The organism is Burkholderia sp. BCC1972 (assembly GCF_905339605.1).
In the GTDB taxonomy this organism is placed as follows: domain Bacteria; phylum Pseudomonadota; class Gammaproteobacteria; order Burkholderiales; family Burkholderiaceae; genus Burkholderia.
Genome location: NZ_CAJPGH010000030.1, coordinates 57,880 through 83,695, shown reverse-complemented (window position 1 = coordinate 83,695; position 25,816 = coordinate 57,880). Strand labels below are relative to the sequence as shown.

At 61.8% G+C, this 25,816-nt stretch carries 21 protein-coding genes; 9 read left to right on the top strand and 12 right to left on the bottom strand.

The genetic code is table 11. The annotated features are described in order from the left end of the window. Nucleotide 1: 1 nt before the first annotated feature. The 5 genes from U5798_RS31440 to U5798_RS31420 are packed head-to-tail and all read right to left on the bottom strand — an operon-like array spanning nucleotide 2 to nucleotide 4,429. On the bottom strand, nucleotides 2-874 hold the full coding sequence (locus tag U5798_RS31440) for a branched-chain amino acid ABC transporter permease (RefSeq protein WP_321819873.1): 873 nt from the start codon (nucleotides 872-874) through the stop codon (nucleotides 2-4). A gap of 2 nt (nucleotides 875-876) precedes the next feature. Continuing rightward, nucleotides 877-1,593, bottom strand: a complete 717-nt coding sequence (locus U5798_RS31435; protein ID WP_322084258.1) for an ABC transporter ATP-binding protein — start codon at nucleotides 1,591-1,593, stop codon at nucleotides 877-879. Beyond that, nucleotides 1,590-2,393, bottom strand: a complete 804-nt coding sequence (locus U5798_RS31430) for an ABC transporter ATP-binding protein (protein WP_321819871.1) — start codon at nucleotides 2,391-2,393, stop codon at nucleotides 1,590-1,592. The genes U5798_RS31435 and U5798_RS31430 overlap by 4 nt, the downstream gene beginning before the upstream one ends. A 42-nt stretch (nucleotides 2,394-2,435) precedes the next feature. Beyond that, nucleotides 2,436-3,614, bottom strand: a complete 1,179-nt coding sequence (locus U5798_RS31425; RefSeq protein WP_175980679.1) for an acetyl-CoA C-acetyltransferase — start codon at nucleotides 3,612-3,614, stop codon at nucleotides 2,436-2,438. A gap of 32 nt (nucleotides 3,615-3,646) precedes the next feature. Then, complete coding sequence (locus tag U5798_RS31420) at nucleotides 3,647-4,429, bottom strand: SDR family NAD(P)-dependent oxidoreductase (RefSeq protein WP_321819869.1); 783 nt, start codon at nucleotides 4,427-4,429, stop codon at nucleotides 3,647-3,649. A gap of 193 nt (nucleotides 4,430-4,622) precedes the next feature. Here U5798_RS31420 and U5798_RS31415 point away from each other — a divergent pair, with 193 nt between their 5' ends. The 6 genes from U5798_RS31415 to U5798_RS31390 all read left to right on the top strand — a co-directional run bounded on the left by U5798_RS31415 (nucleotide 4,623) and on the right by U5798_RS31390 (nucleotide 11,911). Further along, entirely contained in the window at nucleotides 4,623-7,250 is a 2,628-nt protein-coding gene (locus U5798_RS31415) for a LuxR C-terminal-related transcriptional regulator (RefSeq protein WP_322084257.1), read from the top strand. Nucleotides 7,251-7,381: 131 nt separating this feature from the next. Further along, entirely contained in the window at nucleotides 7,382-8,605 is a 1,224-nt protein-coding gene (locus U5798_RS31410; protein ID WP_322084256.1) for an ABC transporter substrate-binding protein, read from the top strand. 56 nt (nucleotides 8,606-8,661) lie between these two features. Then, complete coding sequence (locus U5798_RS31405; protein ID WP_322084255.1) at nucleotides 8,662-9,435, top strand: enoyl-CoA hydratase-related protein; 774 nt, start codon at nucleotides 8,662-8,664, stop codon at nucleotides 9,433-9,435. 43 nt (nucleotides 9,436-9,478) lie between these two features. Next, on the top strand, nucleotides 9,479-10,162 hold the full coding sequence (locus U5798_RS31400; protein WP_322084254.1) for a nitroreductase: 684 nt from the start codon (nucleotides 9,479-9,481) through the stop codon (nucleotides 10,160-10,162). A 260-nt stretch (nucleotides 10,163-10,422) separates the two neighbouring features. Then, nucleotides 10,423-11,040 (top strand): TetR/AcrR family transcriptional regulator, encoded by a 618-nt coding sequence (locus U5798_RS31395; RefSeq protein WP_059731761.1) that lies wholly within the window; start codon nucleotides 10,423-10,425, stop codon nucleotides 11,038-11,040. Between the two features lie 445 nt (nucleotides 11,041-11,485). Beyond that, complete coding sequence (locus tag U5798_RS31390) at nucleotides 11,486-11,911, top strand: ATP-binding protein (protein WP_322084253.1); 426 nt, start codon at nucleotides 11,486-11,488, stop codon at nucleotides 11,909-11,911. Nucleotides 11,912-12,525: 614 nt separating this feature from the next. Here U5798_RS31390 and U5798_RS31385 read toward each other — a convergent pair. The 4 genes from U5798_RS31385 to U5798_RS31370 form a co-directional block, all read right to left on the bottom strand. After that, nucleotides 12,526-13,302, bottom strand: coding sequence for an enoyl-CoA hydratase/isomerase family protein (locus U5798_RS31385; RefSeq protein ID WP_226816410.1), 777 nt, complete (start codon nucleotides 13,300-13,302; stop codon nucleotides 12,526-12,528). 148 nt (nucleotides 13,303-13,450) lie between these two features. Beyond that, nucleotides 13,451-14,212, bottom strand: a complete 762-nt coding sequence (locus U5798_RS31380; protein ID WP_322084252.1) for an SDR family NAD(P)-dependent oxidoreductase — start codon at nucleotides 14,210-14,212, stop codon at nucleotides 13,451-13,453. A 261-nt stretch (nucleotides 14,213-14,473) separates the two neighbouring features. Continuing rightward, complete coding sequence (locus U5798_RS31375; RefSeq protein ID WP_193093143.1) at nucleotides 14,474-15,652, bottom strand: porin; 1,179 nt, start codon at nucleotides 15,650-15,652, stop codon at nucleotides 14,474-14,476. A 269-nt stretch (nucleotides 15,653-15,921) separates the two neighbouring features. After that, nucleotides 15,922-17,598, bottom strand: a complete 1,677-nt coding sequence (locus U5798_RS31370; protein WP_322084251.1) for a tannase/feruloyl esterase family alpha/beta hydrolase — start codon at nucleotides 17,596-17,598, stop codon at nucleotides 15,922-15,924. 678 nt (nucleotides 17,599-18,276) lie between these two features. Here U5798_RS31370 and U5798_RS31365 point away from each other — a divergent pair. From U5798_RS31365 to U5798_RS31355, 3 genes are all read left to right on the top strand, one after another. Next, a complete protein-coding gene (locus tag U5798_RS31365; protein WP_415859521.1) occupies nucleotides 18,277-19,818 on the top strand; it encodes an acyl-CoA synthetase in 1,542 nt (513 codons plus the stop codon). A gap of 491 nt (nucleotides 19,819-20,309) precedes the next feature. Next, complete coding sequence (locus U5798_RS31360) at nucleotides 20,310-21,446, top strand: acyl-CoA dehydrogenase family protein (RefSeq protein WP_322084249.1); 1,137 nt, start codon at nucleotides 20,310-20,312, stop codon at nucleotides 21,444-21,446. A gap of 184 nt (nucleotides 21,447-21,630) precedes the next feature. Next, on the top strand, nucleotides 21,631-22,344 hold the full coding sequence (locus U5798_RS31355; protein WP_193093140.1) for a helix-turn-helix domain-containing protein: 714 nt from the start codon (nucleotides 21,631-21,633) through the stop codon (nucleotides 22,342-22,344). 143 nt (nucleotides 22,345-22,487) lie between these two features. On the opposite strand, the gene U5798_RS31350 is transcribed toward U5798_RS31355, so the two are convergent. From U5798_RS31350 to U5798_RS31340, 3 genes are all read right to left on the bottom strand, one after another. Continuing rightward, nucleotides 22,488-23,636: an acyl-CoA dehydrogenase family protein gene (locus tag U5798_RS31350; protein ID WP_321958271.1), complete on the bottom strand. Its 1,149-nt coding sequence runs from the start codon at nucleotides 23,634-23,636 to the stop codon at nucleotides 22,488-22,490. Nucleotides 23,637-23,698: 62 nt separating this feature from the next. Next, nucleotides 23,699-24,700: an NADPH:quinone oxidoreductase family protein gene (locus tag U5798_RS31345; RefSeq protein WP_322084248.1), complete on the bottom strand. Its 1,002-nt coding sequence runs from the start codon at nucleotides 24,698-24,700 to the stop codon at nucleotides 23,699-23,701. Continuing rightward, nucleotides 24,694-25,680, bottom strand: coding sequence for a nitronate monooxygenase family protein (locus U5798_RS31340; protein ID WP_321819856.1), 987 nt, complete (start codon nucleotides 25,678-25,680; stop codon nucleotides 24,694-24,696). Before U5798_RS31340 ends, U5798_RS31345 begins: the two co-directional genes overlap by 7 nt. Nucleotides 25,681-25,816 lie beyond the last annotated feature (136 nt).

Here is a 25,816-nt window from a genome sequence, read left to right as displayed (position 1 = left end):
CTTAGACACGTTGTACGATGCGACGACCCAGCAGGCCCGCGGGCCTTACGATGAGGACGACGACGATGAGAACCAGCGCCACCGAAAGCTTGAGCTCGGTGCCGACGACGTAGGTGCCGATCAGGTTTTCGAGCACGCCCACCAGAAATCCGCCGATCACGGCGCCGACCGGGTTGTCGATGCCTCCGATGAGCGCCCCCGCGAACGCGTAGATGAGGACGCCGCTCATCATGCCGGGGTCGAGGAAGACCACCGGCGCGACCATCATTCCGGCAACCGCGCCGATGGCGCCGGCCAGCCCCCATCCGAGCATGAGCATCCGGCCCACACGAATGCCCAGCAGGCGCGACGACCCCGGGTTCTGCGCAGCGGCGCGCATGGCGAGACCCAGCGTGGTAAAGCGGAAGAAGGTGAACAGTGCGGCGACGATGCACAACGCGACGAAGATCGTCCCGACCTGATGCGCCGACATCAGCGCACTTCCGAACCACGCATCTTTCGGAAATGGACTCGGGAACGCCTTGATCTGGCTGCCGAACAACCAGCCTGCCATACTATGGAAGATCACCATGAGACCGATGAAGACCACCACGACGCTCAGTTCGGGCGCCTTGTGCAACGGCCGTATCACGATGAACTCTAATGCCGCCCCCATCGCGAAGGACAACACGATCGTGACGAAGAACGCGCCCCAGTACGGCACGCCTGCCTGAATCAACGCCCATGCGATGAAGGTCGAGAACATCGCCATCTCGCCTTGCGCAAAGTTCACCTGATGCGTCGCCTGATAGATCATGACGAGCGCGAGCGCGAGGCACGCATAGATGCCGCCGGTCGACAGGCCGGTTACCAGTTGCTGAACGAAAGACTCCATGCTCACTCTCCGAGGTAGGCGCGGCGCACGGCGTCGTCGCCGCGCATCGACTCGCTGGTGCCGTGCTTGACGATGCGGCCCGACTCGAGCAGATAGGCCGTGTCCGCCAGCTCCAGCGCGATCCGCGCGTTCTGTTCCACCAGCAGGATGGCAACCTGCTGCTCGTCGCGGATGCGGCGCATGATGGCGAAAATGTCGCGCACCATCATCGGTGCCAGGCCGAACGAAGGCTCGTCCAGCAGTAGCAACGCGGGACGAGCCATCAGTGCCCGCGCGATCGCCAGCATTTGCTGCTCCCCACCGGAAAGCGTGCCGGCCTGCTGCGCGCGACGCTCTTTCAAACGGGGAAAGTAGTCGTACATGCGCGCCACGTCTTCCTCGATCGCCCGCCGGTCCTTGCGCGCATGACACCCGAGATACAGGTTCTCCCTGGTCGTCAGCCCCAGGAACGTCCCGCGGCCATCAGGTACATGTCCGACGCCGAGCACAGCGATCTGTTCGGTCGAACGGTCTTCGATCTGCTGCCCACGAAACGTGACCTTCCCGCTTGTACGCGCCATGAATCGGCAGATCGCGCGCAACGTGGTGGTCTTGCCCGCTCCGTTCGCGCCGAGCAGAGCCGTCACTTGACCGGCTTCCACGTTCATGTCGATGCCATGCAAGACTTCCGACGCGTTATAGCTTGCCCGCAGATCGCGGATTTCCAAGAGCCGGGTCATGCTGTCTCCCCTTCTTCCGCGCCGAGATAGGCCCGAATCACATCGGGATGGTTGCGCACGTCCTCAGGGCGCCCGTCGGCGATTTTGCGACCGAAGTTCAATGCGACGATTCGATCGCACACACCCATGATCAGCCCCATGTGGTGCTCCACTAGCAATACCGTCAGGTTCAGGCGCTTGCGAATGTCCAGGATTAGTTCGCCGAGACCGCTGAGCTCCTCGTGGTTCAGGCCGCACGCGGGCTCATCCAGCAACAGCAACGACGGCTCGCTTGCGAGCGCACGCGCCAATTCGACTCGCTTTTGCGTTCCGAACGGCAGGTCGGCGACGATCCGGTGAGAAAACGCCGACAGCCCGACGAGCTCCAATGCCTCATCCACGCGTGCCTGGGCCGCGCGCTCGGTGCCGACAGCCCCCGGCAGTCGAAGCGCGTCCGCAAGGAAGCCGTTGTGGTGATGCGAATGGACGCCGACCAGTACGTTGTCGCGCACCGTCATGGTCCGGAACAACGCCAGATTCTGAAAGGTTCTACCCACGCCCAGCTTCGCGATGCGATGTCGCGGCATTCGGGACAACACATGGCCATCGAAGTGGATCGTGCCGCTGTCGCAGCGATAGAGTCGGGACAGGCAGTTGAACAAGGTGCTCTTGCCTGCGCCGTTCGGACCGATCAGGCCGCGAACTTCACCCCGACGCACATCGAAACTGACGCGGTCCAGTGCCACGATCCCGCCGAAGCGCACGGACACGCTGTCCACCGTCAGCAAAGGCGCCTCCACACGTTCTTGTCTTTGTTGCATCCCAGTCTCCATGGGTGGGCCTGCCCGGCCCGCGGCGCCGTATCAGAGGCGTTCGACGATCGTCACGTTCGCCATGCCACCGCCTTCGCACATGGTTTGCAGGCCGTAGCGACCGCCGCGCTGTTGAAGGACGTTGATCAGCGTGGTCATCAATTTGGTTCCCGACGCACCCAGCGGGTGGCCCAGCGCGATCGCGCCGCCATTGACGTTCAGCCGCTCGGGATCCGCACCGATCGCTTGCAGCCAGGCCAACGGCACCGGTGCAAACGCTTCGTTGACCTCGTACGCATCGATGTCCTGAATGTTCAGACCGGCCTTGCGCAACGCACGCTCGGTCGCGGGAATGGGCGCCTCGAGCATGATGACTGGATCGTGGCCCATCACCGACATGTGATGCACGCGCGCGATGGGTTCGAGTCCGAAGGTCTTGAGCGCGCGCTCGCTGACAACCAGGACACCCGCTGCGCCATCGCAGATCTGGCTGGCATTGGCCGCGGTGATGACGCCGCCTTCCTGCAGGAGTTTCACGCCGGCGATGCCTTCGAGGGTGGCATCGAAGCGGATGCCCTCGTCCGCGGCATGCATTTCTCCCGTGGCTCCGCTTTCCTTGGTACGGGCTTCCAGCGCGATGATCTCGCGCGCGAAACGACCCTCTCGCGTCGCCACGGCAGCACGCCGATGGCTCTCGAGCGAATACGCGTCGAGTTGCAGCTTGGTCAGTTCGTACTTGCGGGCGATCATCTCGGCGCCGGAGAACTGGCTGAACTGGACGCCGGGGAATCGCTCGTCCATGCGCGGGCTGTTGTAGACGCCCAATCCTGCCTTCCTCGGAAGTTCGCTGGGTGTGAACATCGGCACGCGCGTCATGCTCTCGACCCCGGCTGCAATCACACAGTCCATGGTGCCCGACATCACGGCCTGCGCCGCGAAATGCAGCGCCTGCTGCGATGACCCGCACTGCCGGTCGACCGACGTCGCGGGCACCGAATCCGGCAGCGTGGATGCCAGCACCGCATTGCGGGCGATGTTCATCGACTGCTCGCCGGCCTGACCGACGCAGCCCATGATCACGTCCTCGACTGCAGCCGGATCGATCCCGGTGTCTTCCACCAGGGTGTCCAGGACGACGGACGCCAGGTCGGCAGGATGCCAGCCCGACAGGCGGCCATTGCGGCGGCCGCCCGCGGTGCGGCGGGCGGCGACGATATATGCTTCAGCCATGAATGCTTCTCCTGCAGTAAAGAAGGGATTGATCAGCGGGGCGCCATGCGAATCGCGCCATCGAGACGGACGCACTCGCCGTTGAGGTATCCATTTGTGATCGTGATTTCGACCATCTGGGCGAACTCGGTTGGCGAACCGAAGCGTTTGGGGAACGGAACCGATGCGGCCAGCGCGTCCTTCACCTTGTCGGGCGCGGCCTGCATCAGCGGCGTGTCGAAGATGCCGGGGAGGATAGTGTTGACACGGATGCCGTCGTCCATCAGGTCGCGGGCGATCGGCAGCGTCATGCCTGCGATCGCAGCCTTCGACGCAGCGTAGGCCACCTGCCCCATCTGGCCATCCTGCGCGGCGACCGACGCCGTGTTGACGATGACGCCGCGCTCTCCATCCGGGCCCGGCGGCAGGTCGAGCATTCCTGCTGCGGACTTTGCTGCACAGCGAAAGGTCCCGAGCAGGTTGATCTGGATGACCCGCTCGAAATCCTTCATTGGAAAGTGCCGACCGGCACCGGTGGTCTTGTCGCGGCTCGCCGTCTTCGCGGGGTGGCCGATACCGGCGCAGTTGATCATGATGCGTTCCTGGCCGTGTGCAGCACGCGCTTTGACGAAAGCAGCGTCCACCTGCTCGTCGGACGTGACGTCCACGGAGCAGTAGATGCCGCCGATTTCGCTGGCCAGGGCTTCACCAAGCTCGGCGTTGAGATCGAACACGGCGACTTTGACACCGCGGGCCGCCAGACGACGCGCCGTGGCAGCCCCGAGGCCGGAAGCGCCGCCGGTCACGACGGCAGCAATGGAAGAATCAAGTTGCATAGTGAGAGCAAAGTCTGCTGGACGGCCATCCGTCCACTGCGATTCGTAGTCTAGGGACGCACCTGGTGCGATACCATCGTCGGAAGAGACGAGTGCACGCCGGACCTTCAAACGCAACAATTCGACACACCCCCGTATGCGATCCACTTCTGCGCCCCCAGTGTCCGCCTATCCTCCCCATCACACCACGCCGATGATTTCACTGGCCAAGTTGGCACCGTTGGTGCAGCGCGCGGCCGAGGTGAAGCGCGCCGGCGTTGCCGGCCGACTCGCCAACGCCGGCGCGGTCAAGTTGATCCTCGTGCGCGCCCCCGCCGGGTTCGGCAAAACGATGGCAATGGTCCAGATCCGCGAAGCGCTCGAAGATCGCGGCGTGGCGACTGCATGGCTGACGCTGGATGCCGCCGACAACGACGTGCCGCGTTTTCTGGCCGGCTTGTCAGCGGCGCTGGGCCAGATGGGCCTCGAGCGCGGGGCCGCCGCGCAGGATCCGCTGGCGCAACTGGTTTCGGAACAAACCCCCTACGCGTTGTTCCTGGACGATTTCGAGGTTATCCGGGAAGGAGGCGTGCTCGGCCTGGTGCGAGAGCTGCTGGAGCAGTTGCCGCGCAACGGGCAAGTGATCATCGGCTCGCGCAACCTGCCCGACCTCGGCGTCGGTCGTCTGCGCGCGCGCGGCCTGCTCCTGGAACTCGAAACGGATTCGCTGCGTTTCTCGCCCGCCGAGGCTGCCGAATTCTTCCGGCTGCGCGGGGCCGAACTGTCGCTGGAAACGCTGGACCGCGTCCTCGGGAAGACCGAAGGCTGGGTAGCGGCCCTTTGGCTGCTGTCGCTGGCGCTGCAACGTTCGGACCAATCCGCAGATGTCGTCGCGCGACTATCCGCATCGGACCGCGACGTGGCCGACTATCTCACCGAAGAAGTGTTCTCGCAGCAAGATCACGTCGTCCGGGAATTTCTGCTGCGCACGAGCGTGCTGCATCACCTCAGCGCGCCCGTCTGCCAGGCGTTGCTCCCACAGGTGGATTGCGATGCCATGCTGCAGTCGCTGCACCGCGGCAATGTTTTTCTGATCCCGGTCGAAGACGCACCTGATCTGTTCAGGTACCACAGCCTGTTCGCGGACTTCCTGCGCCGGCAGCTCGAGCGGGAACGTCCCGACGACGCCGCGCGTCTGCACCTGGCCGCCTCCGGCTGGTTCGAGTCGCAGCAGCGGCCCGTGCCCGCGATCGACCACGCCATTGCCGGCGGCGACTATCCGCATGCGCTGGAACTGCTCGAGCACCACGCGCACGGACTCCTCGAACAAGGCCGCATGCGGCTGCTCGACCGCTGGTTTACCACGATCACACCCGAATTGCTGCGCGCGCGACCGCGACTGCAGGTGATCGCGGTATGGGCACGCTGCTTCAGCCAGGGCCCGTGGACCGCGATGAAATGGCTGGAAGAGTCGGGCTGCCGGGAGAGCGACGATCCGCAGGTTCAGGCCCATGTCCGGGCACTCCTGCCGGTGCTGCTGGCGATGATGGATCGCTACGAAGAGGCCAATGACGCCGGCCATTCCGGCCTGGCTCGACTACCGACCGGCAACGCGTTCGTCGACAGCGTGCTGCTCAACGCGATGGCGCATATCCTGTCGGTCATCGGCGAGCGCAAGGAAGCGCACCGCTTCCTCGAGGACGCCCGCCACGCCCAGGCGGACGGCGCCTTCAACCGCATGTACACCGAGACCGTCGGCGGGATGCTGGACCTGCGCGAAGGTCATCTGCGACAGGCGACCGCCCGCTTTCGCATGGCGGTCACTGCAACGTCGAGCACGTCGGCCTACAACTACGCGCACGGCAATGCATGGGCCGGGGTGCCCTATGCAGGCGCGCTTTACGAAGCCGACGATCTCGTGGCGGCCGAACGACTGTTGAACGTCTACCTGCCACTGGCGCGGGATGTCGGGCTGCCCGACCACATGATCTCCAGTCACCGCCTGCGTGCGCGTCTTGCGTTCCTGCGCGGAGAAGTGGACACCGCGTTGCTCACGTTGACGGAGCTCGAATACCTGGGCCATCAGCGCCAGTTGCCGCGCGTCACCGCGAGCGCGAAGCTGGAGCGTTCGAGACTGCTGACGTTGCAAGGGCATGCCGTTGCAGCACGCGAGGAATTGGCGCGAGCCCTGGCGCTGGACGCCCTCAACTCCGATACGAAGCCCGCCCAGGACGTCGACGATGCATTCATCACACAGATGCGGCTCGATCTCCATGCCGGCGATCCCGGCGCGCTGATGCAACCGCTCGAAGTTCAGTTGCGCGTTGCCCAACAGTCCGGCCGCCAGCATCGCGCGCTCAAGCTGCGCCTGTTTCTGGCGCTTGCCTTCTTCCGCCATGGTGACGTGGGGCGCGCGATGAACTGGGCGAATCCGCTTCTACAGGAAACCTGTCGCGAGGGTTTCGTCCGCTTGCTGCTGGATGAAGGCCCCATTGTGGCGCCGCTCCTGCATCGCGTGCAATCGGGTTCGGCGGATTCCGCCCAGGACCCGATCCTGCAGGAGTACGTCCAGCGCCTGGCCGACCGACTGGGCCCGATCAGCGCCGACGATGAAGCCGACACCGGCCACGCTGTATCCGGGCCTAGCGAACCGCTTACGCGCAAAGAGATTCGCGTTCTCCAGCTGCTCGCGGAGGGTTACTCCAATACCGCGATGGCCGAGAAACTGTTCATTTCCGACAGCACCGTACGCACGCATCTTCGCAACATCAACACGAAGCTCGACAGCCGCAGCCGCACCCAGGCTGTGGCAATTGCGCGCCGGTTGGGCGTCGTACGCTGACCAGCTTGCCTGCGGATGTGCAATTCGTCGCTTCCGACGATGGGGTGCCGGCCACACCGCGCCTAGGATGCCAAGGGACCACCAGCAGAAAAAACCCAGGGGCATCCGCACCCTGCATCCCAGGAGACACCATGACCGTCCGAATCGACCGCAGAGCGTTTATCGCAGGCGTGGCCGCCGCTTCACTGATGCTGGCCACGACCGGGGCCTACGCGCAAAAGAAATACGATCCCGGCGCCAGCGATACCGAGATCAGGATCGGCAACATCCTGCCCTACTCGGGCCCGGTATCGGCCTATGGCACGATCGGCAAATCGGCTGCCGCCTATTTCGCGAAGATCAACGCCGAAGGCGGCGTCAATGGCCGCAAGATCAATTTCATCTCGGTTGACGATGCCTATACGCCGTCCAAGACTGTCGAGCAGGCGCGCAAGCTGGTCGAACAGGATCAGGTACTGGCAATCTTCCTGCCGCTCGGTACGGCCAACAACCTCGCGATCCAGAAATACCTGACGATCAAGAAGGTGCCACAGCTCTTCGTCGGCTCGGGTGCCACCCGCTTCGGCGAAGTCAAGCAGAACCCGTGGACCATCGGCTGGCAACCCACCAATCATGCCGAGGCCGTCGCATACGCACAGCACATCCTGCAAACCCAGCCGAATGCGAAGGTCGCGATCCTGATGCAGAACGACGACTTCGGCAAGGACTATTACCAGGGCATCGTCGACGGTCTGGGCAGCAAGGCCAAGTCGACGGTGGTGTCGTTCCAAACGTACGAGACGACCGACCCCACGGTCGACAGCCAGATCGTTTCGATGAAGGGTTCGGGCGCCGATACGCTGATCCTGCTGACCACGCCGAAGTTCTCGGCGATGGCGATCAAGAAGGCCGCCGAAATCGGCTGGCAACCGACTCGGTACGTCGTCAGTTCCGCCAGCTCCGTGGGCACGGTGCTCAAGCCGGCCGGCTTTGGCGCGTCGAAGGGTGTGATAAGCGCGACCTATCTGAGGGATCCGACGGATCCGGCCACGAAGGCCACGAAGGAATATCAGGATTACGCAGCGTTCATGAACCAGTACTACCCGGCGGGTGACGTGTCGGACACGCTGAACGTGCTCGGTTACTCGATTGCGCAGACGCTGGTGCAAACCTTGAAGCAGGCGGGCGACAACCTCACGCGAGAGAATGTGATGAAGCAGGCGCTTAGCCTGAATGTGACCCTGCCGATGCTTCAACCCGGGATCACCGTGCAAACGTCGCCAACGGACGCCTATCCGATCAAGAAGCTGCAGCTGATGCAATTCAACGGCACACGCTACGAGCTGATGGCCGGCGTGTTCGGCAGCGGCAAGTGACGTAACCGGTGTTGCGCGGGCGCCGTCCGGCGGCGCCCGCTTCGCGGAGAGCAACTTTGGATTTCCGATTTGAGCGCATCGAGTCTGGTGCCGTCTTCACGATCACCCGTCCCGATCGGTTGAATGCACTGAATCGCGCAGTCTGGGACGGACTAGCGTCTTGTCTGGACGCGGTGGAACGGGACGGCACGCGATTTCTGCTGATCACGGCAGAAGGCACCCGTGCGTTCAGCGCCGGTAGCGATCTGAAGGACAACGCGATTGAGACCTGGGACCAGCAAGCCGAGAAGAACGACCGCATTCGAAATCTGCTGCTAAGACTTTCGCAATCGCCAGTGTTCACGATCGCGGCGATCAGCGGCGCCGCGTTCGGCGGAGGACTGGAGCTCGCGCTCGCGTGCACCGTGCGGGCCGCAGTGAACGACGCCACGTTCGCGATGCCGGAAATCCGGTTGGGCGTGATGCCGACATACGGCGGAACCCAATTCCTGCCGGCCATCGTCGGTCGTTCGCGCGCGGCGGAATTGATGCTGACCGGACGCGTGCTGAACGCTCAGGAAGCCCTGATGTGGGGACTCGTGAGCTTCGTGAAAGAAGACCACGCTGCCCTGCTGGCCCACGCGATCGCGTTAGGTAACGAGGTGGCCGGGTTCGGCGCCATAGCGTATCGAAGCATCCTCGACAGCCTTCCCGCGACCGACGGCCCTGCCGACCAGGCCGGGATGGACAGGGAAGCCGCACTGATGCGGCGGGTGCTCGAAACCGACGACGCGAAGGAAGGTATTGCTGCGTTCCTGGAGAAACGCAGGCCGGTCTTCAAAGGCCAATGAGATTCCCCAACACGAACCCACGCGCGCATGCGCGACAGGACCCATGACAGACACGCCCCTTTTCGACGCTCTGCGTTCCGTTCTCGACGCCCGTTTCAGTTGCCGCGGCTATCTCTCCCGCGAGGTGCCTGGCGAAACGATCGACGCGATTCTCTCGATCGCACAACGCACGCCGTCCTGGTGCAATTCGCAACCGTGGCAAATCATCGTCACGAGGCCCGCCGCCACGGATCGGCTTCGTTCCGCATTGCAGGCCGCGTCCGCGTTACCCAACGAGCGGTGGGAAATCGCTCCGCCCGCGGAATATCGCGGCGTGTACCGCGATCGCAGACGCACCTGCGGCTTGCAGCTGTATGAAAGTGTCGGCATCGCCGCCGGAGACCGCGAGGCATCCGCTCGCCAAGCCGAAGAAAATTTCAGGCTGTTCGGCGCGCCGCATGTGGCCGTCATCACGACCGACGCACTGCTCGGCACCTATGGCGTTCTCGATTGCGGCGCATACGTGAACAACTTCATGCTCGCTGCAGCGAGCCTTGGTGTGTCGGCGATCGCGCAAGCCGCCCTTGCGTCCAAAGCGCACGTCCTGCGCGAGATCCTGTCGATCCCGCCGGAGCGGCGCGTCGTCTGCGGCATTTCCTTCGGATATGCGGATCCTTCGCATCCCGCGAATGCGTTTCGAACCGAACGGGCGCCGCTGGACCAGGTTGCCAGGTTCGTCACGGAGTAGGACTCCGACTGGCTCGCGATCCCGGCGCCCCGGATCACGAGCGCGCTCTCGAAACGGCATCGCGCCGACGCCCCCGCGTCGCGATGCGGGCCGTGAGACTCACCGACGCGCAGCACTACCCGGAAGTATAGATTCGACGTCATGGTAGTATCCGCCATTCGCATACTGCGGTTGCCGCCACCGCTTGTCGATCCGTTACTTTGCCTCGTGCAAGGCAGACATTCACGGGAGGCGGACACGACGAATCCGAGGGAGTCTTCATGGGCGCTACCGCTTCACCGTGGAAGAAGGCTGAAGCTCGCGAAAGCGAGAGAGAACGAAAGCGGCTGGCCGTGCTTCGAACCGCCGCACGCCTTTTCAATGAAAAGGGGTTTCACGCATCGTCGCTGGACGAGGTTGCCGAGCGCCTCCACATCACGAAGCCGACGGTCTATTACTACGCAAAGAACAAGGACGAAATCCTGTTCGAATGCGTACGCATGGGCCTGGACATGATGCAACAGGCGATCCGCGATATCACGGTGACGGGTGGCAGCGCAGTCGAGAAGTTTGAAGCGGCCATGCTCGAATACGCGAAGATCGTCACGATGGATTTCGGCATGTGCGTCATTCGCATCGGTGAAGAATCCCTGATTCCGGAGAACCGGGTCAAGCTTCGCAGGCTCAAGGCGGACATCGATCACGAGTTTCGGATCCTGCTCGAAAAGGCCATCGAGGAGAAAGCCTTCGCCCCGATCGAGCCCAAGCTCGGTGCCTTCGTCGTCGCGGGCGCGCTGAGTTGGATTGGCCGGTGGTATCGCGAGGACGGACAAATGACCGCAGAGGAAATCGCTCGCCAGGCCACTTCCATCTTGCTGAACGGCCTGCGAGCGCGATAAGCGCGCAGCAGATGCGCAACCGCGGTTACTGGGCGAAGCTCCTCCGCATCTGCCTGCATCCTGTGACCGTCGTCACGCGTTGCGTCACAATCGAGTCCTACCCACTTCCCGTTCCTCCGCGTCATTCCGGAAAGCCAGGACGTTCAGCACCAGAACTCCCGCACCGCAGGCAGCAACAGCGCCGCGCGTCTATCCAAATGCATTCGGGGCACAGGGCACCTCCCCGCTTCCCGCGCTGCGATGCCATGACCCGGATCAGGCCTGCCCCGTTTCATGCGAGGCAAACGACATCGGTCGTATCGCTCTAAATCCGTGCTCGCTTGACTTGCCGCGCGCATTCCGGCGGGCCACAAAAAAATATCGGATCGGCTGGAATAAAGCGCTCTGCCGCGCGTCTACTGCGTGATTCAGCGTAACCGATACACCCCACTCCCAAGGAAAACAAATGAACCAGCTCAAGTCCTTTCCCCACTCCATCGCGCGGCAGTCGCTTGTCCTAGCCTCAACAGCAGTCGCGCTGAATCTCACCGGGTGCGCAAGCCAAAGCATCGGCATGTCGTCGGTCCCGATGTCGGTCAAAACGGCCAATGGTGTCCTGACCGATGCACGCGGAATGACGCTATACACCTTTGATCGCGATAGCGTCGCCGGCAAGAGCGCATGCAGCGGCAATTGCGCAATCAAGTGGCCGCCGCTGACCGCCGATGGTACCGACAAGGAGGTGGGAGACTACACCGTTATCGTCCGCGACGACGGCACGAAGCAGTGGGCCTATCGCGGCAAGCCGCTATATCGCTGGTCGCAGGACAAGGCGCCAGGCCAGACCACCGGCGACGGCTTCATGAACATCTGGCATACCGCAAAGCCGTAACGCCGTCGGCACACGCCGCAGCTCCATACTGATCCTTGCTGGGCGCTCGTTCACACGCTCGCCCAGGCGGCTGAGGCACGCGGGCGGTTTCGAAGGCGATGCCGCCCTAGCCGGGGATCTCGCCTGGCAGACGCCGAAACGCGCGTGGCGCTTGCGTTTCAGCAGTCACCGATGGCCGGTAGTAGCCACGCGTGTTGAATCGGAAGCAGCGCCTTGCTCGTGTCGGTTCCGAGGCGGTGTTTCGCAACCGACGCGTTCGTGTTGCATGTTGTATGTGCGCCAGCGACCCGAGCATCGGGTGGAGCACGGCCGGAGATGAAGCACATCCAGTGGCATGGTCATCGGAGCGACCGGATGCCCGCTCCTACATCCGGATCCCACCCCGCCGGCGTACCGATTAGTCGGCGGGCGCCCGCGCGAGGCAAGAGATTTCCGGCGGGCGTGCGGGTGCATGAAAACGATACCGGCAAATGGGCCTCGATGTGGTTGCGAGCATGCCAGACGATCAAGACACGTCGCTACGCAGATGTCCGGAAGTCGTCGGGCTCCTTTCCCGCGGCCCTGCATCACACGGTTTCCCGCACGGCGATCACCGCGGCGGCACACCAGCTAACTCAGATACCTCGACGAAACTGGGGTTTTCGCCGTTCGGTGAAAGCCCGAATGCCTTCGCCAGCCTCGTCTCCAGCGCCGAGCGCGGCGATCGAGCGCGCTTCCCGCTCGAGGTGCGCCTCGAACTCCCCGTGAAACGATTCGAGCAGCAGCTCACGACTAGCCGCAATGGCTTTCGTCGCGGAGTCCACGAGCGTACGCGCAGTTGCTCGCCCCTCACTCACGAGATCGTCATCATCGACGACTCGGTTGATCAGCCCCATTGCGAGTGCATCGTCGGCCCGGACACGCTGGTTCAAAAGGAGCATTTCCTGGGCGCGCCTGAATCCCACCAGGCGGGGAAGTTGCCATGACATCCCGCCATCCGGACTGAGCCCAACCGCGCCATAAGCTGGCGTGAAATGCGCAGAGCGCGCGGCAATGACAATATCTCCAGCGATTGCCAAGCTGAAGCCCGCCCCGGCGGCGGGCCCGTTGACCAGGACGAGAAGCGGTTTGGGCATTCGCATGAACCGCGAAAGCGCAAGATGAAGCGTACCCGCCAGTTCGCTCAGAAAGCCGGGCAGGTCATCGCCGACCGCCCCGAACGAGCCCAGATCGCCCCCCGCGCAGAAGAGCCGTCCCATGCCCGTGAGTACGACACAGCGAATGGAAGGATCCTGATCGCACCGGATAGCAGCCCGCATGAGCGCCTGAGCCAGGGGCAAATCGATTGCATTTCCCGATTCCGGCCGATTGAGTGCAAGGGTTGCAATGCCATCCTCGACGTCGACCAGCAAGCTTTCTCCATTCATACACGTTCCCATGTTTTAGGATCGGAAACGCCAATGTCGTTTCCAATCGTCTACCGCACGGCGTCACAAGTCTGCTTTAAGCACGACGGCTCGTAGCGCACGATTCGAATGCTCGGCCGGCACCCGCGTTACATCATCGCGGCGCCATCCGGATTGCACCGTCGAGCCGAATCACCTCCCCGTTGAGCATCGAGTTCTCGACGATGGACTGCACGAGCTTGGCGAATTCGTCGGGTTGCCCGAGACGGCTCGGAAACGGGACCTGCTTGCCAAGGGAGTCCTGAGCGTCCTGTGGCAAGCTAGCCAGCAACGGGGTAAGGAAAATGCCGGGAGCGATCGTCATGACCCGGATCCCGTACCGCGCAAACTCGCGTGCTATGGGAAGCGTCATGCCGACAATGCCCGCCTTCGATGCGGCATAAGCGGGCTGACCGATCTGTCCATCGAATGCCGCCACGCTCGCGGTATTGACGATGACGCCGCGCTCCTCGCCGATCGGTGCTTCCGTGTGCAATCGAGCCGCGAATTTCGACAAGACGTTGAAGGTCCCCATCAGGTTGATGTTGACGATCCGCGCGAAGTTGTCAAGCGCGAGCGGAGATCCATCGCGATTGATGACCTTTCCCGGCGGCCCGATGCCGGCGCAGTTCACCAGCAAGCGCGCCTTTCCATGGAGCCCTTCCGCCGTCGCGAGCGCCGCATCGACCGCAACCTCGTCGCACACGTCGACCTTGACGAAATGGCCGCCGACTTGCCGGGCACAGGCGCGGCCCAATTCCTCGTTGAGATCGAGAATCGTGACCTTGGCACCTTTCTCCGCCAGCAGGCGCGCGACCGCACCGCCGAGTCCGGACGCGCCCCCCGTTACAATTGCAGCCAATCCCTCGATATGCATGCCAATCTCCATTCGGATAAAAGTACAACGCGTCTCTCAGCCGTCTCGGGAAACGTCACGAACCCGAAAATACTTAAAAGTATGTTTTCTACTCGCGAGTAGATATTGGGGCGGCGCTCTCCCACTGTCAAGCATCGAGGCGTTGTCCGCGTTTCGAGCTTCACCGTCGATGAAGAGGGGCCACTGGGTCCGAGCTACGCTCGTGGAGAGTTGCACGCGGCACGGTCTCGTGGACGCGTCCGCATGCAGCCTCGCCCAGATTTAGAAGCGATGGCGCAATGCCGCGCGAATCAGAATCTGATGATTGTTCGACGAATCGCCATAGTTGCCGATATCCGCAACGGCAGCCTTTCCGGTCGACGAGATGCCAGACGCGCGTTGCCAACCCATGGTCCAGTAAACGTCCGTCCGTTTGGAAAGGAAGTAGTCAGCCATCAATCCGATCTGGTTGTAGTGTTGACCGCCAATCGTCGCGCCACTGGCTGTACCGACGCCCCGGCCGTTCAGGTAGTTGTACATGATGCCGGCGAAGAAGAACGGCGAAAACTGATACTGCGCACCGATGTCGAAGTTGTTGAAGCGTGCCGTTCCGCCCAGTAACTCGCCGTTGAGGTGGCCATACTGAATGTTCGAGTACGACGCCGCCAGCGTCAGTGCGCCGATCTTGTAGTTGGCCGCTACGATCGCATTCTGAAAGGACTGCGCGCTCTTGTATCCGGAGTTGAGTGAAAATGCCAGTGGGGATGCCCCGCTGGCGTTGTCCGTGAAGAAGCCGGATCCGGCCGTCGCCGAAGTCGGATTCTTGAAGTACTCGTACGCACCCGCGACCTTAAACGGCCCGTATTCATAAGACGCGCCGACCGAGTAGCCGCTATTGGCCGTCAGGTTGCCGGCAACACCGCCGACGCTGTATTCGCCACCGAATTTGAACCCGTTGAATGTCGGGCTCATGTAGCGAATCGCGTTATTCACGCGAATGGTATTGGCGGCATTATCGAGATCGCCCGGATGCGACGAGGCCGGACCGCCGAGCAGCCCTTCGGCGGTCAGGGGCTCCGGGAAGTAGAAAATCATGTCATATTGCCGCCCAAGGGTAAGGCTGCCGAGGCGATCGCTGCTGAGACCCACGAATGCCTGACGCCCGAATGCGGTTCCACCCTGGCCGAATGCACCATTGTTCAAGTTGATGCCCGACTCGAGCGTGAAGATCGCCTTGAGGCCCGCGCCCAGATCCTCGCTGCCTGTCATCCCCCACCGACTGCCGAAAATGCCGCCCAGCGAGTCGAGCGAGACCCGCTTGCCGGCTCCGCTATTGCTTTGGAACACCACGCCTTCGTCAATGACGCCATACAACGTAACGGTGCTTTGCGCATGGGTTGCGGCCGAAAACACACCCAGCAATGCCGTACAGAGAAGGTTTCGATAGAACGGCTTGTTCATACATAGATCTCCTAACCAAAATGTAAGAATATTTTTTTTGTTTCCGGATAGTTGTTTGCCGTCAAGCAAACTCGCTTGCTCCAACGCCTCCGCTCGATCTCCGGGAACGCGAGCAAGGCTTGCTAGGGCGGGTGCTCCGATTAAGCAATCCAGGATCATAAGCGGCGCATTCTGCCAGACAGCCGCCTGCTCATGCCGATCCTTGCATCCGGATGGTCCCCTCGCATATGCTTGGACTCGGGCCATCAGGTGGAACCGAGTCCTGCCCTTTAGCTGTCAGCACAAACGAAGCTGGAAGAAATATTCGCGTCGCCGGTTCCCTTGTACTTCGGGAACTGCGGGTATTCGCACAATGGCCGAGTACGCCCCGCCGTGGAAGAATTGCCATCCGTCACGACTGGACCAATGGGCGCCTGTCCGGATGCTACCCAGCCGTCCAGCGCTGCCAGAGAGTCCCACTGCAACGCAAACGCGCCGTTGCCGTGGCCAAACCCCGGTGCAACGTAATACCGGACAAAGCTGGTTGTAGAGTCGCCATATCGGGCCGCGACCTTGTTGAAGTAAGCGGTTGTTTGATTCGGTGTCACGAGCATGTCGGTAGTGCCTTGCACCAGAATCAGCTTTCCGCCCCTCTTCTGAAACGCGTCGAGATTCGGATTCGTCGCGTCCAGTTCGGTGGATAACTGGGTGACACGAGACTGCCACGCACGATAGTCAAAACCAACGCTCGTAGCATTCGGATTTTGAAGGTCGAAATACGTGATGACGGCATTGGCAAGGCCGAAGTACCCGGTATGAGTACCGTCGGTGCCCAAGGGGTCGAATAGCGTTCCCTCCATGTCCCCCCCCTGAAACACAGGGTAAGGCCCATTGCTCGTGACTCCGTTCGCAAGCGGGAAAGCAAACTCCATCGGCGTCGCCGCAGTGATCAACGTGTTGATCTGGGCATCGGACAGACAGGTATCACCTGTGTCCGCTCCGCCGGAGCAGCGCAAGCTGTTGATCGAGAATGTGGCCTGGCAAGCCGGAATGTTGCTCACGATACCATCCACGACACCATCCAGTCCGTCGCATGCAGCCACAACTTTGGCTCGAACCAGAGCCTGTTTGGCCGGATCGAGCGCCCCACCACTCGTTGAATATGCAGCATTCCACATCCGGAACCACGACATCACCATGGCCTGATTCTGGTTCGCGGGATAGTACGCGACGATTCCGTCATAGTCGCTCGCATACCGTTGCGCCGCCACCAGGCTCTCATGCCCCCCCTTGGACCCACCGATGTGATACATGCGATGTGGCGCGGTCTTGTAGAACGCATCGATAAGGAATAGTGCCGTGTCATGCGTGCGCTTAACGCTCTCCCCACCATAATTGGCGAGTGCTTGAGCGTTGAGGCCGAATGATCCATCAAAGGTTGTACCGCCGTCGCTGCCGAAAGTCACAAAGTTCATCGACAGCGGTTGCTTTTCGCCGGACGGCCAGTTGGGCACACCACCGATCTGTCCACCAAGACCGGTCACCAGGATGCCATTGAAGCCCCCGCCCCCCAACTGCAATGCCTTGAAGTTCCAGGTAGTCGGGAGATTGACTTCGAAGTTGATCGCGGGATCAGCGGTATTGGCAGCCAGCACCTTGCCAAGCACTTGGCAGTATTCCGGAAGGCCTGTCTTGCTGTCAGCTGCGACGAGTGAAGCGGACGTGATGGTTGCGCCTTGCGTCGGCAGTGCAATGGCGCTGGCGGGGACGCCGGCGCCGACAAGAGCCGCACATGCACTCGCAGCATTCTGCACTTGCATCGTCGTCGGTGCCGCCGGTGTCGGCGCTGCGGCATTGTCTACCTCCCCCCCACAAGCAGCGAGGCCCAAAGCCACCACCGCGCCCACGATGCCAGTCGCGGCCAACCCACTGCGGAAGCGCGAGGTTGTCTGATATTCGTCGGTCATGTTGTCTCCACCTTGTCTGAGTGTGCCGACCCGCGATCCGTGTCACGGCCGGCACACGGATTAGGCGCGCACTCGCGCAGGTGAGACCATCGTCGAAATAGACGAGATCGCAATGCGCAGAACTAACGACTCAGCAGATACCCCAATCCCCGGGAGTCAGGATGTGGCGCAGGACCGGTTCCAAGGTGAACTAGTTCATATGAACAGCATTACAAAGAACTACCGCACGCCTTGCACAGCGCTTATCCACGGATTGATACGAGCAATTAGGGCGTACTTGAACACGTGACCGACATGCAACGAATCGACCAATGAACCGCGCGATATATTGATCGCGCGCGCGTCGCCGGCCGACTCCACCGATGACACACAAACACACAGTCGATATTGTTTTTACGTCGAAGTATTGTATATACTTGAAAGTAGGATTTGACTCAAAGAAGCGTGACGTCAGCGCCACAATAGTACGGTCACGCGAAGCCCTGGTTCGCAGAACGATGCAAGATGGAAAGGAGACGATGTGCCCATTCAACATGCTCATGGAGTCGTTCGCGTCTTCGCAAACGCCGAGCGCTCCTTCGTGATCCGGAAGTCTCACGCGACGCCGCCTTCATGTGGATCCGACATGCCATCCAGGCCGACTCTTGTCTCCAGCGCAACCCAAATTTCCTGAAAGCAATGTACCCCGGAACGCACGCCCAAACCCATCCCTCGAAGCCTGCCGTGATCATGGCGGCGTCGGGGCGGCATGTCACCTTTTCCGAACTCGAAGAACGGTCTCTCAGGATCGCGAACTGGCTTCGCGCGCAAGGGATGAACCGAGGCGACGTCGTCGCGATCCTTTCGGAGAACGACCACCGCATATTCGACGTCTACTGGGCGGCGCAGCGCTCGGGGCTCTACGTCGCGGCGATAAACTTTCATCTCAAGAGCGACGAGATCGAGTACATCCTGCGGAACTCCGGAGCGAAATGTCTCTTCGTCGGAGGCGTGGGTCAGGACCTCGCTCGTGCATGGGCCGACCTCCCGTCTCTTTCGCATGTCGTGCATTTCGACGCGGCCTTGCCCGGCTCCATCTCGTTGGGCTCCGTGCTGGAAACGGTGTCGTCGGAACGTCCAAGGGACGAACCGCGGGGCGCCGACATGCTCTATTCGTCGGGAACGACCGGACGTCCGAAGGGGGTGCGACTTCCGCTGCCCGACCGTCAGGTGTCGGACGACGGCGACAGCATGGTCGCCATGTTCGGCGGCCATTTTGGGTGCGGCAGCGATACGGTCTATCTCTCCCCGGCGCCGCTCTATCACGCCGCACCGCTGCGGACGTGCGCCGCAATTCAGGCCATGGGTGGCACCGTCGTCGTGATGGACAAATTCGATGCCGAAGCCGCACTCGTGGCAATCGAGAAATATCGCGTGAACGTCAGCCAATGGGTGCCGACAATGTTCGTCCGGATGTTGAAACTGCCGGACGACATCAGAAGCGCGTATGACGTCAGCAGCATGAAAGTTGCAATACACGCGGCGGCCCCCTGCCCTGTCGACGTGAAACGCAAGATGATGGACTGGTGGGGGCCGGTACTCTACGAGTTCTATGCAAGCACTGAGCTGAACGGGATTACGACCATCAGTCCGTCGGAATGGCTGAACAAGCCGGGGTCGGTCGGACGTTCGATACTCGGCACAATTCACATCTGCGACGAAAGCGGCGATGAACTGCCGGCCGGCTCGGACGGGCTCGTCTATTTCGAGCGTGAAACGGTGCCATTCGCGTATCACGAGGATCCCGACAAGACACGTGCGTCCCAACACCCCGTTCATTCGACGTGGACGATGGTGGGCGACATCGGCCATGTCGACGACGATGGATTCCTTTACTTGACCGACAGAAAGGGCTTCATGATCATTTCCGGCGGGGTGAACATCTATCCGCAGGAAGTCGAAAACGCGCTCGCACTCCACCCGGCCATTCTGGACGTGGCGGTCATCGGCATCCCCGACCCGGAAATGGGGGAACGCGTAAAGGCCGTCGTCACCCTCGCGGAAGGCTATGCGGGAACGGCCGAACTCGAGAAGGAGATTATCGATTTCGCGAAGTCGCGGATTGCCTCGTACAAGGCACCGAAGAGCGTCGACTTTGTCGACGCATTGCCGCGAACGCCTACCGGAAAGCTGCAGAAGGGCGAATTGCGAAAACAGTATCTCGCTCGCGAAAGCGCCTGATGTGCATGACGCGCCCGCAACCTCTTCTCGCATTCCTTCGCGCGGTAACAGCGCGCGCTTCCCGGATGAGACGGATGATCCCATGAGCACAGGCGCGAAATTCCTGCATACGCTGGTCGAGTATTGGCTGGGTCGGCCCTCGACCAGGCAAACCAGAGTGGTTCGCTTGGCAGGACGCGGCGCTCGACGATGCGTGTATGTCGAGCTCGCCGGTCCTGGCGAGCTCGTGAGCATGTACTTCTTCCGCCACCCCGACCGGGTGTGGCGGGTATTCCCGCCTTCGCACGAACGCCCCGCCATGCGGGTTTGATGAGGCGCGCGTGGGCGTCTGCAGGCTCGCACTCGGACACGTTCGAGTGATATCCGTTCCCCCGATATCGATCATTAAATTCGTTGTCCGATTCATCTTGATGGGCGTGACATCTCACGTGCAGACGCAGTTCTTAAAACGTCCGCCGAACTTCTAACCTGAACGAAATACGGAACCCGGAATGATGCTGAACGATGAGCAGGAGATGATTCGCGACTCGATGCATGCGTATGCGCAGGAGAGACTTGCGCCTAATGCGGCAGAGTGGAGTCGCAACCACACGTTTCCGTCCGAAGCACTGAAAGAGCTTGGCGAACTCGGTGCACTGGGGGTCGTGGTGCCCGAAGAATGGGGTGGCGCCGGCCTCGACTATCTTTCCCTGGCCGTGGCACTGGAGGAAATCGCCGCGGGTGACGGCGCTACTTCGACGATCGTAAGCGTTCAAAACTCGCTCGTCTGCGGCATCACGCTCAAGTATGGCTCGATGCAGCAGAAGCAGGAATGGCTGCCCTCGCTTGCCCAAGGAAAGTCTTTGGGGTGCTTCTGCCTGACAGAGCCGCATGCAGGATCGGACGCGGCAGCCATCCGGACGACCGCGGTACGCGACGGCGACGAGTGGGTCATCAACGGCGTGAAGCAGTTCATTACGACGGGAAAGAACGCCGACGTCGCGATCGTGTTCGCCGTAACCGACAAAGGTGCCGGCAGGCACGGCATCTCCTGCTTTCTTGTGCCGACGCGCACGAACGGCTACATCGTCGGCCGCCTCGAGGAAAAGATGGGCCAACACGCGTCCGATACCGCGCAAATCCTGTTTGAAGATTGCCGGGTTCCCGGATCCGCCCTGATGGGGAATGCGGGTGACGGCTACCGCATCGCATTGTCCAACCTCGAGGCTGGTCGGATCGGCATCGCCGCGCAGGCCGTTGGTATGGCGCGCGCTGCATTCGAGGCAGCGTTGAGCTACGCAAAAGAGCGAGAAGCTTTCGGCAAGCGCATCGTCGAACAACAGGCCGTTTCCTTCCGGCTTGCCGACATGGCAACGTCACTCGACGCGGCCCGCTTGATGGTGTGGCGCGCGGCGCAGCTGAAGGATCGCGGTTTGCCGTGCCTGAAAGAAGCATCGATGGCAAAGATGTTCGCCTCCGAGGTGGCCGAGCACATTTGCTCGGACGCGATTCAGATCCATGGCGGCTACGGCTACGTGGCGGATTTCCCGGTCGAACGCATCTATCGCGACGTCAGGGTTTGCCAGATTTACGAAGGAGCCAACGACATCCAGCGCCTGGTGATCGGCCGGGCACTCGCGGAAGAGTAACGTCGGTCGGTTCCCCCGGAAAATTCTGCTAGCCACGCCGGGCCAGCAGAGAATGGTTATCTGTACGATGCGATCTCGATCATACTGCCAGTCAGACACGCGGTATTCGTGCGAGAGGTCGGCAACGGACTGCGCCGGGGGCTAGGAAAGCCACCCACGACGCAACGCGCGACGATCGTCCAACATGATTCATACCGTTCATTCGCCGACCGTGGTCGATGCGAACACCGTCTCCGCCAGGGAGCCCACCACGCGCGGCGGCCGCCTGCTGCGGCTCTACAACCTGCGCCTGCCGTTTCCGATCCATTTGAGCGCTCGGCGCGGACATCATCTGCTCGCCGGAGAGCGACGCCGTGGTGTGCTGACGCAGGGGCGGTCGGCCGTCCTCGCGCCGTATCGCACCGTGCATTACGAAGGCGCGGTCGCCATTGATCCGCGAACCGGTTACGAGTTGCATCTCACCATCGACCGGCACGTCGAGCACGTTGCGACAGACGCGTGGGATACGACCGCGACGCCCGTCCTTGCAGTCCGGGTCGCCCGCGCGGTATTCAGCGATCCGGCCTCGGCGTGGTCGGTTCCGTTCACGGCGGAACGGCTGCAGATGAGCCCGCGAACGCTCACCGGACAGCTGTTCCGCGAAAATAACGCACTCACCGCGATCGTCCGCGAACAGCGCTTGATGCGAGCACTGCTAGCATTGCTCGCGTACCCGCAGACACGCGACGACTTGCGCGCCCTTGCGGTCCAGCTCGGCTTCGCGTCGGCGGCACGCCTGAACGACACATTCGACGAGCATTTCGGCAGCACCGCGACGCGCATCGCCACGCTCGCATGGTATCCGGCACTGACATGGTCGTTTGCGGGCCGTCCGTGTTCGCGCGACTCGCTGGGCTGACGCGTACGCGGAGGGCCGTACGCATTCGAACCGTCGTCACGAGCTCGAGTCGGAAACACAAAAGGCCCTGCGAACTTCCCGGTTCGCAGGGCCTTACGTGCAGTTCGTACTGCCATGCATGATGCTCGGCACAACCCGCACGGTCACAATGCGCGTGCGATCACTTCCTTCATGATTTCGCTCGTGCCGCCGTAGATGCGCTGAACCCGGGCATCCGTGTACATCCTCGCTATCGTGTACTCGTTCATGTAGCCGTAGCCGCCGAACAACTGCAGGCAGGCATCGACCACTCTGCCCTGGGCCTCCGAACCCCAGAGTTTCGCCATCGAAGCGGTTGCGGTATCCAGACGACCGACCAGCAAGTCCTGCACGCAGCGATCGATGAAGGCCCGCCCGACCTGTATTTCCGTGGCGACCTCCGCAAGCTTGAAGCGGGTGTTCTGGAACGCGGAAATTGCCTGTCCGAATGCCTGTCGATCACGCACATACGCCAGTGTTTCCGCATAGGCGCCCTCCATTGCAGCCAGGGCCATCACGCCGATGAGCAACCGTTCGTAGGGAAGATCCGCCATCAGCTGGTAGAACCCCTGTCCTGGCAGTCCGCCCAGGATCTGATCCTCACCGACGAGCACGTCGTCGAAAAACAGCTCGGCGGTGTCCTGCGCCTTCATGCCGATCTTGTCCAGCAACCGTCCAACCCGGAATCCGGCGCAATCGGCCGTCTCCAGCAGGAAGATCGACATGCCGCGCGCACCCTCACCCGACTCCGTCTTCGCCACCACTAGGACAAGGCCGGCCAAAAACCCGTTCGAAATGAACGTCTTGGCGCCATTGATACACCATCCGTCCTGCGTGCGCTGGGCCCGGGTACGAATGCCCTTCAGATCCGATCCGGTGCCTGGTTCAGTCATCGCAATCGCGCCGACCAGTTCGCCCGCTATCAGGCGCGGCAGGTAGCGACGTTTCTGCGCCTCCGTACCGTGGTTCAGGAGATAGTGAGCCACGATCGCGTGCACAGATGCATTCATGCCCGAGAGCGCTCGTCGAGCCATCTCTTCATGGAATACGGCTTCGTGACGGAAGTCGCCCCCCGCACCGCCCCATTCCTCCGGGAGATCGGCACACAGGATCCCAAGTTCTCCAGCTTTCCGCCACAAATCATGCCCAACGTGGCCGCGATGGCGAGCAGCCTCGTCGTGCGGAAGCATTTCCTCTTCGATGAACCGTACGACGGTGTCGCGATACTGCTCGAGATCGGGATCACTCCACGAGCGGTTGAATTGGATCGTCATAGATGTGATTTTCCTAGTAGAACGCCGGCTGCCCTGCTAATTCGCCGTGGTCCTCGACGCGGTCAACCCAGCGCCTTCGGTGAATTCGTTCCCCAGTCCAGAACGACTCGGCCCACTGTCGAAACGTCCTGAGCTTGCCTGATCGCCTTTGCCCAATCGGGAGCGGCATAAACCTGGGCCACGCGCGGTCGAAGCTGACCGGCCGCCAGCATTGCAACCGCTTCGGCCAGATTGGCTCGTGCACGGTCAGGCTCGCGCTCTCGGAACTGGCGAATGTCCACGCCGACGAGCGAGGCACCCTTGAGTAGCGGCAAGTTGGAGCGGATTGCGGGAATATTGCCGCCGGCAAAACCGATAACCAAATGACGGCCGCCCCATCGAAGGGTGCGGAATGCCGTCTCCGTGAACGAATCGCCAAGCATGTCTATCACGACATCGATTCCTTCGGGCACGGCTGCCTGCACAGCGGTACGCCACTCAGCGCTTCCAACGTCAACGACGTGATCTGCCCCTTCTTGCTGAGCGACTTTCATCTTTTCGTCCCCGGTCACACCGGCAACGACGGTTGCACCAAGTGCCTTCGCGACTTGTACGCAAGCAAGGCCGACACCTCCTGCCGCCCCCAGCACTAAAACGGTCTCCCCTAGCTGAAGGGCTCCACGGCGCTTCAACGCATACAGTGCCGTCGCGTACGTAACGGGCAGTGCCGATGCCGCGTGCATGTCCACATGCGGGGGCAAGACCTCCAGCGCACTGGCAGGGACATTGGTGCGCTCGGCCCATGCTCCACCCACAGTCATGCCCACAACATGCTGTCCCACTTGCAAGCCCCCCTCGACGCCGGGACCAAGGGCCGCAACGATACCGGTGAACTCAGTGCCGGGCACGAGGGGTAGCGGCGGCTTTACCTGATAACCTCCTCGCGCAAAGAGTAAATCCACATACGAAATCGCATTTGCCAGAACGCTGACCTGGACCTCACCGAAACCGGGCGAGACTTCCGGTGCCTGCTCCAGCATCCATTGATGAAGACCGTCAAATCCGTGTACGCGCAGCGCTAGCATGATTCAGCTCCAGTCGCCCGTCTAGACGCGCTCGCGAGTGCGGCCCGGCAATCGGCCACCATCCGCTCCAGCAGTTCACCACAGGTCGGAATATCCTTAACCAAGCCGACAGTTTGTCCTGCCCATACGAGGCCGGCGTTCACCTGGCCACTTTGCAACGCGGCACGCCCCCGCTGACCAGACACCAGCGGCTGGATGTCTTTGAACTCACACCCGCCCGGCCGGCGTTCGATCGAGACGACTTCGTCCGACACTTGATTTCGCAGAACCCGACCAGTGTTGTGCAAGGTCCGGAAGATCAGGTTCGTCTCCCGCTCACTGGCGTAGACTAGTGCCTCTTTGATCTCTTTGTGGATCGGTGCTTCGACGGTCGCGCAGAAGCGCGTCCCCATGTTTACGCCCTCTGCCCCCAAGGCCAATGCTGCAGCCAGCCCCCGGCCATCAGCGATGCCGCCGGACGCAATCACCGGGATGCTCAGTGCACGTGCCGCAAGCGGAATGAGCACCAATCCCCCGACATCATCTTCTCCCGGGTGACCGGCACATTCAAAGCCGTCGATGCTGACAACGTCGACACCATTGCGTTCAGCCGAGAGTGCGTGGCGAATACTCGTGCACTTGTGGATCACCCGAACGCCAGCTGCCTTCAAGCGCGCGGTAAACTCCTTGGGGCTGCTGCCAGCGGTTTCGACCACCGGAATACCTTTCGCAATCACAACTTCGAGATACTCGTCATACGGAGGCGGCTTGACTGTAGGCAGAATGGTCAGGTTGACGCCGAACGGGCGATCGGTCATCTTCCTGCATCGGTCGATCTCGGCGCCCAACGCGTCCGGCGTCGGCTGGGTGAGTGCCGTGAGGATGCCCAACCCGCCTGCGTTCGACACCGCGGAAGCCATTTCGGCGGTGCCAACCCATTGCATTCCGCCCTGAATGATCGGGTAGCGGATGTCGAACATCTCAGTGATACGAGTCTTCATCGTTCAACTTCCTTGAAAGCTGGTGTTACGTTTGATGAGGAAGGCATTCGGGCCACCCTCAGAATCAGCGGCAATACCGCGTACCTAAGCGACAGTGTTGGCCATACCGACGGACACATCGAGTACGGTCGGCCCG